Source organism: Promicromonospora sp. NPDC060204 (assembly GCF_042728455.1).
Taxonomy (GTDB): domain Bacteria; phylum Actinomycetota; class Actinomycetes; order Actinomycetales; family Cellulomonadaceae; genus Promicromonospora.
On record NZ_JBHWZO010000292.1, the window covers coordinates 1 to 7291 of the forward strand.

6 protein-coding genes are annotated in these 7291 nt (G+C 75.5%); 4 read left to right on the top strand and 2 right to left on the bottom strand.

Annotation, left to right across the window (positions count from 1 at the left end):
* The first annotated feature begins 52 nt into the window (after positions 1-52).
* Together ACFWEJ_RS25165 and ACFWEJ_RS25170 are read left to right on the top strand one after the other, a co-directional pair.
* Positions 53-1261 (top strand): amidohydrolase family protein, encoded by a 1209-nt coding sequence (locus ACFWEJ_RS25165; RefSeq protein WP_377231910.1) that lies wholly within the window; start codon positions 53-55, stop codon positions 1259-1261.
* Positions 1258-2013, top strand: a complete 756-nt coding sequence (locus tag ACFWEJ_RS25170) for an aspartate/glutamate racemase family protein (RefSeq protein ID WP_377231911.1) — start codon at positions 1258-1260, stop codon at positions 2011-2013. Before ACFWEJ_RS25165 ends, ACFWEJ_RS25170 begins: the two co-directional genes overlap by 4 nt.
* Here ACFWEJ_RS25170 and ACFWEJ_RS25175 read toward each other — a convergent pair.
* Positions 2010-3332, bottom strand: coding sequence for a hypothetical protein (locus ACFWEJ_RS25175; RefSeq protein WP_377231912.1), 1323 nt, complete (start codon positions 3330-3332; stop codon positions 2010-2012). The two genes, ACFWEJ_RS25170 and ACFWEJ_RS25175, sit on opposite strands and share 4 nt — an antisense overlap.
* A gap of 123 nt (positions 3333-3455) precedes the next feature.
* Between ACFWEJ_RS25175 and ACFWEJ_RS25180 the strand changes: the two genes are divergently transcribed.
* Positions 3456-4412, top strand: a complete 957-nt coding sequence (locus ACFWEJ_RS25180) for an NAD(P)-dependent alcohol dehydrogenase (protein ID WP_377231913.1) — start codon at positions 3456-3458, stop codon at positions 4410-4412.
* A 4-nt stretch (positions 4413-4416) separates the two neighbouring features.
* Here ACFWEJ_RS25180 and ACFWEJ_RS25185 read toward each other — a convergent pair whose 3' ends face one another.
* Positions 4417-5358 carry a PhzF family phenazine biosynthesis protein gene (locus ACFWEJ_RS25185; RefSeq protein WP_377231914.1) on the bottom strand — a complete coding sequence of 314 codons (942 nt, stop codon included), beginning with the start codon at positions 5356-5358 and terminating at the stop codon, positions 4417-4419.
* Positions 5359-5677: 319 nt separating this feature from the next.
* On the opposite strand from ACFWEJ_RS25185, the gene ACFWEJ_RS25190 reads away from it, so the two are divergent.
* Positions 5678-7255 (top strand): alpha/beta hydrolase, encoded by a 1578-nt coding sequence (locus ACFWEJ_RS25190; protein ID WP_377231915.1) that lies wholly within the window; start codon positions 5678-5680, stop codon positions 7253-7255.
* Positions 7256-7291 lie beyond the last annotated feature (36 nt).

Consider the following 7291-nt stretch of genomic DNA (forward strand, 5'->3'; position numbering starts at 1 on the left):
GCCCACCGCCGTCGTCCGTCCGCCCGCCCCCGCCGTACCTGGAGGAACCCCCATGCCCCGCACCGTCATCCGTTCCGTCCGCCCGTGGGGCGGCGACCCCGCCGACGTCGTGCTCGACGACGGCCTCGTGCGCGAGGTGGTCCCAGCGGGCACGACCGCCGCCGGCGAGGCCGAGGTCGCGGGCGACGACGGCATCCTCGTCCCGTCGTTCTCCGACGTGCACGTGCACCTCGACTCCACCCGCCTCGGCCTGCCCTTCCGCCCGCTGAGCGCGGGCCCCACCCGCTGGGACCGGATCATGAACGACCGCGCGCACTGGCGCACGGCCGAGGCCCCCGTGGCCGACCGGGCCACCGAGACGCTGCGCCGCATGATCGCCCTGGGCGTCACCCGGGTGCGCTCGCACGCCCAGGTCGACGCCGACTCGAAGCTGGAGAAGTTCGAGGGCGTGCTCGCCGCCCGCGCGGCGCACGCCGCGTCGGCGTCGGTCGAGATCGTCGTGTTCCCGCAGGTCGGCATCCACCTCGAACCGGGCGTGCCGGACCTCATGGACGAGGCGCTGCGCGCCGGCGGCGACCTCGTGGGCGGCATCGACCCCTGCGAGATCGACCGCGACCCGCGGCGCCACCTCGACACCGTGTTCGAGCTCGCGCAGCGCCACCAGAAGGGCGTCGACATCCACCTGCACGAGCCCGGCGAGCTCGGCCTCTTCTCGATGAGCCTGGTCACCGAACGCGTGCGCGCGCTCGGCATGCAGGGCCGTGTGACCGTCTCGCACGCCTTCGCGCTGGGCTCCGGGCTCCCGGCCGTGGAGCGGACGATCGACGAGCTCGCCGAGCTGGACGTCGCGATCACCACGATCGCCCCCGGCGGGCGCCTCGAGCTGCCGCTCGAACGACTGGTCACCGCGGGCGTGCGCGTGGGCCTCGGCATGGACGGCCAGCGCGACTACTGGTCCCCCTGGGGCAACGCCGACATGCTGGAGCGCGCCTGGCTGCTCGCCCACTCCCAGGGCTGGTCGCGCGACGACCTCATCGAGCTCGGCCTCGCGGTTGCCACCTGGGGCGGGGCATCCGTCATCGACGAGCGGACGCCGCGGCTCACCGGCGTCGGCCACCACCCCGGGATCGCCGCCGGCGACCCGGCAGACCTCGTCATCCTGCGCGGGGAGACGCCGACGTCCGCGGTCATGGACCGCCTCCCCGGGCGCACGGTGATCCACGCGGGCCGCGTCGTGGCCGCCGACGGCGAGCTCGTGTGACCGCGCCCCCGGCGGGCCGGCCAGGCCCGACGCTCCTGGTCGTCAACTGCAACACCACGCGCGCCATGACCGAGGCGATCGCCGCCGTCGCCGCGGGCGCCGCGTCGCCCGGCACCACCGTCGTCGGCCTGACGCCGTCCTGGGGCCCCGCCTCCGCCGAGGGCTACTTCGAGAGCTACGTGACGGCGCTCGCGGTGCTCGACGCCGTGCTCGCCCACCCCGACCCGTACGACGCCGTGATCATGGCCGGCTACGGCGAGCACGGCCGGGAGGGCATGCGGCAGGCGATCGACGTGCCGGTCGTCGACATCACCGAGGCCTCCGCCTTCCTCGCGTGCCTCGTCGCCCACCGGTTCGGCGTGGTGACGACGGTCGCCACGGCCGTGCCCGGCATCGAGGACTCCCTGCGCAACGCGGGCGTGCTCGAGCGGTGCGCGGGCGTGGCCGCGGCCGACGTCGCCGTGCTCGACATCGGCGACGTCGCCGGGACGGCGCGGGCCCTGGAGTCCGCGGGCGCCCGGCTCGTCGCGGCGGGCGCCGACGCTCTGGTGCTCGGCTGTGCCGGCTTCGCCGGGCTCGATGTCGCGCTGGAGCGGCGCCTCGGCGTGCCGGTGCTGGACAGCGTGACCAGCGCGGTGCGGCTCGCGGAGTCGCTCGTCGCGCTGGGCAAGACGACGAGCACGGCGGGGCCGTACCGCCGGCCCGACCCGGCGAAGGCGTGGGTGGGGCCACGGCCCGGGGCGGGCGGCTAGCCGCGGATCGGCTGCGCCGGCGGACGCGTCGCGGCCGGCCAGGCGGCGAGCATCCGGTTGCGCAGCCGGCGACGGCGCCCGGCCGTCGCGACGTCGACCACGACCGCCGCGGCGGCCGCGGCGACCGCTACCGCGAGGACCACGGTCGCCGCGGTACGGGGCGCAGGCCCCAGGTCCCAGAACGGCTGGAGGGTCGTCGTCAGCGCCACGGCGAGGCTCCCGACGGCGGCGACCGTCGTCGTGGCGCGCCCCACCGGGGTGTCGAACGTCAGCACCAGACCCGTCAGCTCGGGCTGCGGCCGCTGCCCGTCCGGCAGCGGCGCGTCGAGGCGGGCGCCCAGCGCGCGCCGGGCGAGGACGTACCGCAGGTCGTTCGCGACCAGGCGCAGGGCGACGAGCCCGAGCGCCAGGGCCACGAGCACGGTGACGGCGACCGAGACCGGGGACCCGACCACCGCGTCGACGTCGGCGGCCCGCTCGGAGCCGCCCGGGAGCAGGACGAACCGCCCGCCGATCGCGAGGCCCCGGCCCGACAGCGCGCCCCAGGCGGCCACGGCCAGCCAGACGACCTGCAGCACCACGACCGTCACGACACCGACGACCGAGGCGAAGCGTCCGGCCCAGCGGTAGACGGCGGGCAGCTCGACGGGCTCGATCCCCGGGTCCGCCCCGAACGTCACGGGCGCGTGCCGCGTCGCGAGGTGGACGTCGGCGAGCCGCCCGCGCCACCACCGCACCAGCAGCATCGCCGCGACGCTCCCGGCGGTGAGCCCGACGGCGAGCACGGTCGCGCCGCCCAGCCCGTCGACGTCCGGGTCGCCGATCCACTCCACGAGGCAGAAGACGCCGAGAAAGGCGCCGACGACGAGCACCGGGACGGCCAGGAACAGCCAGCGCACGAACGGCCGCCCGTTCGCCGTCTCGCCCGAGGCGACCTGGCCCTGGTACTCGGGGACGGGCAGGGCCCGTCCGCCGGCGCCGGTCTCCGACGCGTCGCGGACGGCGCGCGCGTGCGCGAAGGTCCGCGCCGTGGACAGCGACAGCACGACCACGACGACCACCAGCAGCACCACGAGGTCGCGGGCGAAGCCGCGCGTGAGCGCCCCGTCGAGGGGCGCGGGCGCCGCCGCGGCGCCGCTCTCGACCAGGAGGCCGACCACGACGTGGGCCAGCACGGCGAGCAACAGGCCGGTCGCGGCGCCGAGGGCCAGGGCGTGCAGGGCGTCGACGACCCGTCCGACGGGGCCGGGAGACACCTCCGCGAAGTGTCCGGACGGCGTCGGCGCGTCGGCCGGAAGGGGGCGCGGCTGGGGAGGCATGGCCAGAATGTAGCGGACCGGCGGGCCCGGATAACCACCCGGGTGAACCCGTCCCGGATCACCTGCGCCGGACGTCCCGCGCCGCTACCTTGGGGGCCCTCGACCACGTGACAGGAGGGCATCGTGCGGGCCGTCATCCAGGACCGGTACGGCAGCGCCGACGTGGTGGAGGTCGGCGACCTCCCCGACCCCGTCCCGGCGGACGACGAGGTGCTGGTCCGGGTCCGGGCGGTCTCGCTGAACGGGTCGGACCGCGAGAACCTCGTCGGCCGGCCCGCGTACGCCCGCGTGGGCGGGCTGCGCCGGCCGCGCAACCCGGTGCCCGGGTCGGACGTGGCTGGGACCGTCGTCGCGGTGGGCCGCTCCGTCACCGCGTTCGCCCCCGGCGAGGACGTGTTCGGGGAGCTGGCGGGCTACCGCGGCGGGCTCGCGGAGTACGTCGCGACGTCGCCGGGGCTGCTCGCCCGCAAGCCGGCCGCCCTGTCCTTCGCGGACGCCGCGACGATCCCGCAGGCCGGGTGCATCGCGCTGCGGGCCACCCGGGGCCTGCACAAGGGCGACCGGCTCCTGGTCAACGGGGCGGGCGGCGCGGGCGGCGCGTTCGTGATCGGCCTGGCCAAGCACCTCGGTGCCCGGGTCACGGCCGTGGACCGCGGGGACAAGGCCGGCCACCTGCTCCGGCTCGGCGCCGACGACACCATCGCGTACGAGCGCTGCGACTGGGCCGACCAGCGCGACAGGTACGACCGGGTGGTGGACCTGGTCGCCTCCCGCTCGCCGTACCGGGTGCACGGGGCGCTGCGGGCCGGCGGCTCCTACCTCATGGTCGGCGGCAGCACGCGCGTGCTGCTGGCGACGTTCGCCGCCGCGCCCGTGCTCCGCGGCACCACCGGCAAGCGGGTGGGTGTGCTGATGGTGCCCCAGTCGCGCGCGGACCTGGAGGAGGTCACCGCGCTGGTGGCCGACGGCGCCGTCGTGCCCGCGATCGACGCCGTCTGCCAGCTGGAGGAGGCGCCCGCCGCGTTCGCGCGGCTGGCGGCGGGGGACAACCTGGGCAAGCTCGTGGTCGAGGTGCCCTGACGCCCTAGAGGTGCAGCGTGCCCTCGGCCACGACGATCCCCGAGCCGCTGATCGTCACCAGCGGCCCGTCGACGCCGAGCGTGATGAGGCTGGGGCGACCGAGCTTGCGACCCTGCTCGACCACGATCCGCGCGGGGTCGGGCGCGAGCCCGTCGCGGACCAGGACGGCTGCCAGGGGGCCGGCGGCGGTGCCCGTCGCCGGGTCCTCGGCGATGCCCACGGTGGGGTTGAAGAACCGGGTGTAGGCGTTGACGCCGGCCGCTGGGTCGACGGCCGCCGCGTCGTCGAGCTGCACCGTGTAGAGGTAGCAGCCCTCGGCCCCGGCGTCGGCCAGGAGCGCCCGCAGCGCGGCCGTGTCCGGCTGGGCGGCGTCGACCGCCGCCGCGCTCCGCAGGGGCACGAGCAGATGCTCCGCGCCGGTGGAGACCACCTCGGCGGCCCGGTCGGCGTCGAGGTCCTCGGCGTCCAGGCCCAGGACGGCGGCCAGCGCGGCCCGGCCCTCGACGTGGCCCAGGAACCGCGGGGCGGACTGCTCCATCGAGACCTCGACGGCCTCCGGGGGCCGTCCGGACACCCGCACGTTGAGCAGGTCGGCGCCGATCTGCTGAACGAACGTGTCCCGGTCCGGGGCCAGCCGGCCGGACAGTGCCAGCCAGATCCAGGCGCCCATCGCGTTGTGCCCGGCGCCGAAGACCTCGACGCCGCCGGGCGTGAACGAGCGCAGCCGGTGGTCCGCGCCGGGGCGGTCGGGCCGCACCAGGAACGTCGTCTCGGACTGGTTGAGCTCCCGGGCGATCGCGCCCATCGTGTGCTCCGGCAGGGCGTCCGCGTCGGGGACGAGGGCGAGGGGGTTGCCGGTCAGCGGCGTGGCCGCGAACACGTCCACCCAGTAGAACGGGACGTCCACGAAGGGCTCCTTGTCGGCGACGACGGTCGGTGGCCACATGCTAGGGCGTGCCAGGCCCCGTGACACAAGTCACGGGTCGCGGGTGACATCTTCCCAGGAGCGGGTGACGTCTCGTCACTGTGCCGCGTGCCGGGCCCGCCCGGAGACTGGCTGGACCGACCTCGGGGGCTGGTCGACCTGCACTGATGGCTGCTCCCGGAGGTGAAGCCGCTCCGCTGGAGGAAGGGTCACGATGCCAGACCGCGCGAAGCCGTCCCGAACCGAGGGCGGGCCTGCCGCACCCGTACCGGACCAGACCGAGTCCCGAGTCCCGAGGCGGCTCCGGCCGCCTCGGAGCAGAACGCGGCGGGGGATCGCCGTGCTGCTGGCGGTGGGCCTGACCGCCTCCGTCAGTGCCGCCGCGGGCGTGCCCGCCATGGCCGAGGAGCCGTCGGCGGCGACGACGACGGCGACGACGTCGGCCGCGACGGCGCAGGCGCCCGTCCCGGCGCCCGCCGAGTGGGAGGCCTGCCCCGCCGACGTCGCCAAGGCAGCCGTCCCGTACGTGCTGGAGTGCGCCACCGTGCAGGTGCCCCTGGACTACGCCGAGCCCGACGGCCGGCAGATCGACCTGATGATCTCCCGGATGGCCAGCACGGACCCGGAGAAGCGCCGCGGCATCCTGCTGCTGAACCCGGGCGGCCCGTCCGGCTCCGGGCTCACGCTGTCCACGCTGCTGGCGTCCAAGGGTCTGCCCAAGAGCGTGCGGGACGCCTACGACATCATCGCGATGGACACCCGCGGCATCGGGCACTCGACGGCCGCGCGCTGCGGCTTCACCGCCCAGACCCCGCACTTCGGCAACCTCCCGCCCTACGCGGTGGACGAGGCTGCCGTCGAAGCGCAGGCGAAGGTCGTCAAGGGCATCGCCGAGCAGTGCGCCGCGTCGCCTGACGCCGAGCTGATCCAGCACCTGAGCACGCCCAACACGGCGCGCGACCTGGACCAGATCCGGGCCGCGCTGGGCGAGGAGAAGGCCAGCTACCTGGGCTACTCCTACGGCAGCGGGCTGGGCGCCACCTACGACGCGATGTTCCCCGAGCGGGCCGACCGCGTGGTGCTGGACAGCAACATCGGCGACACGCACCTGAACCAGGACGTCATCCGCCTGTTCGGTCCCGGCATGGAGGAGACGTTCCCCGACTTCGCGAGGTGGGCCGCGAAGCGGCACGGCACCTACGGGTTCGGCCGCACGCCGGCCCAGGTGCGGGCCACCTTCTTCGAGCTGGCCGAGCGGCTCGACGAGCGACCGATGCTCGGGGTGGACGGCGTGATCTTCCGGATGGGCACGTTCGGGTACCTCTACAGCCCGGCGCAGTACCCCAAGACGGCCGAGCTCTGGGAGCTGGTCCTGGCCGACGACGCGGACGCGGTGGCGGAGCAGCTGGCGGCCGTCGTGCCGACCGGTGCGCTGCCGGGGATGACGACGGTCGGGTCCGACGTCGCCCCCGCCGCCGAGGAGCCCTGGGCGCTCGACAACGCCCTGACGGTGTTCCTCGCGGTGAGCTGCAACGACTCCGACTGGGCCGAGGACGTGCAGCACTACAAGGACACCGTGGCCGAGGACCGGGCGGAGTTCCCGATGTTCGGCGCCGCGGCGGCCAACATCACGCCGTGCGCCTACTGGCCGTACGAGCCCGTCGAGCAGGCGGAGATCTCGAAGGAGGGCAAGCGGAACATCCTGATCGTGCAGAACGAGCGGGACCCGGCCACGCCGCTGCGGGGTGGTCAGCTCGCCCGGGAGCAGTTCGGCGACCGGTCGCGCCTGGTGACGGTCGACAACAGCGGGCACGGCGCCTACGTGCTGCACGACAACGCCTGCGGCCTGGAGACCACCACGAACTTCCTGGTGGACGGCACCCTGCCGAAGCGGGACGTGTCGTGCCGGGCCGGCTGAGGTCGCGATAGCAGCGCGGGGCCCGCAGCCGTGAGC

Coding starts and splice junctions, on each gene's coding strand:
- ACFWEJ_RS25165 (WP_377231910.1), top strand. CDS start 53: ATGCCCCGCACCGTCATCCGTTCCGTCCGCCCGTGGGGCGGCGACCCC.
- ACFWEJ_RS25175 (WP_377231912.1), bottom strand. CDS start 3,332: ATGCCTCCCCAGCCGCGCCCCCTTCCGGCCGACGCGCCGACGCCGTCC.
- ACFWEJ_RS25185 (WP_377231914.1), bottom strand. CDS start 5,358: ATGTGGCCACCGACCGTCGTCGCCGACAAGGAGCCCTTCGTGGACGTC.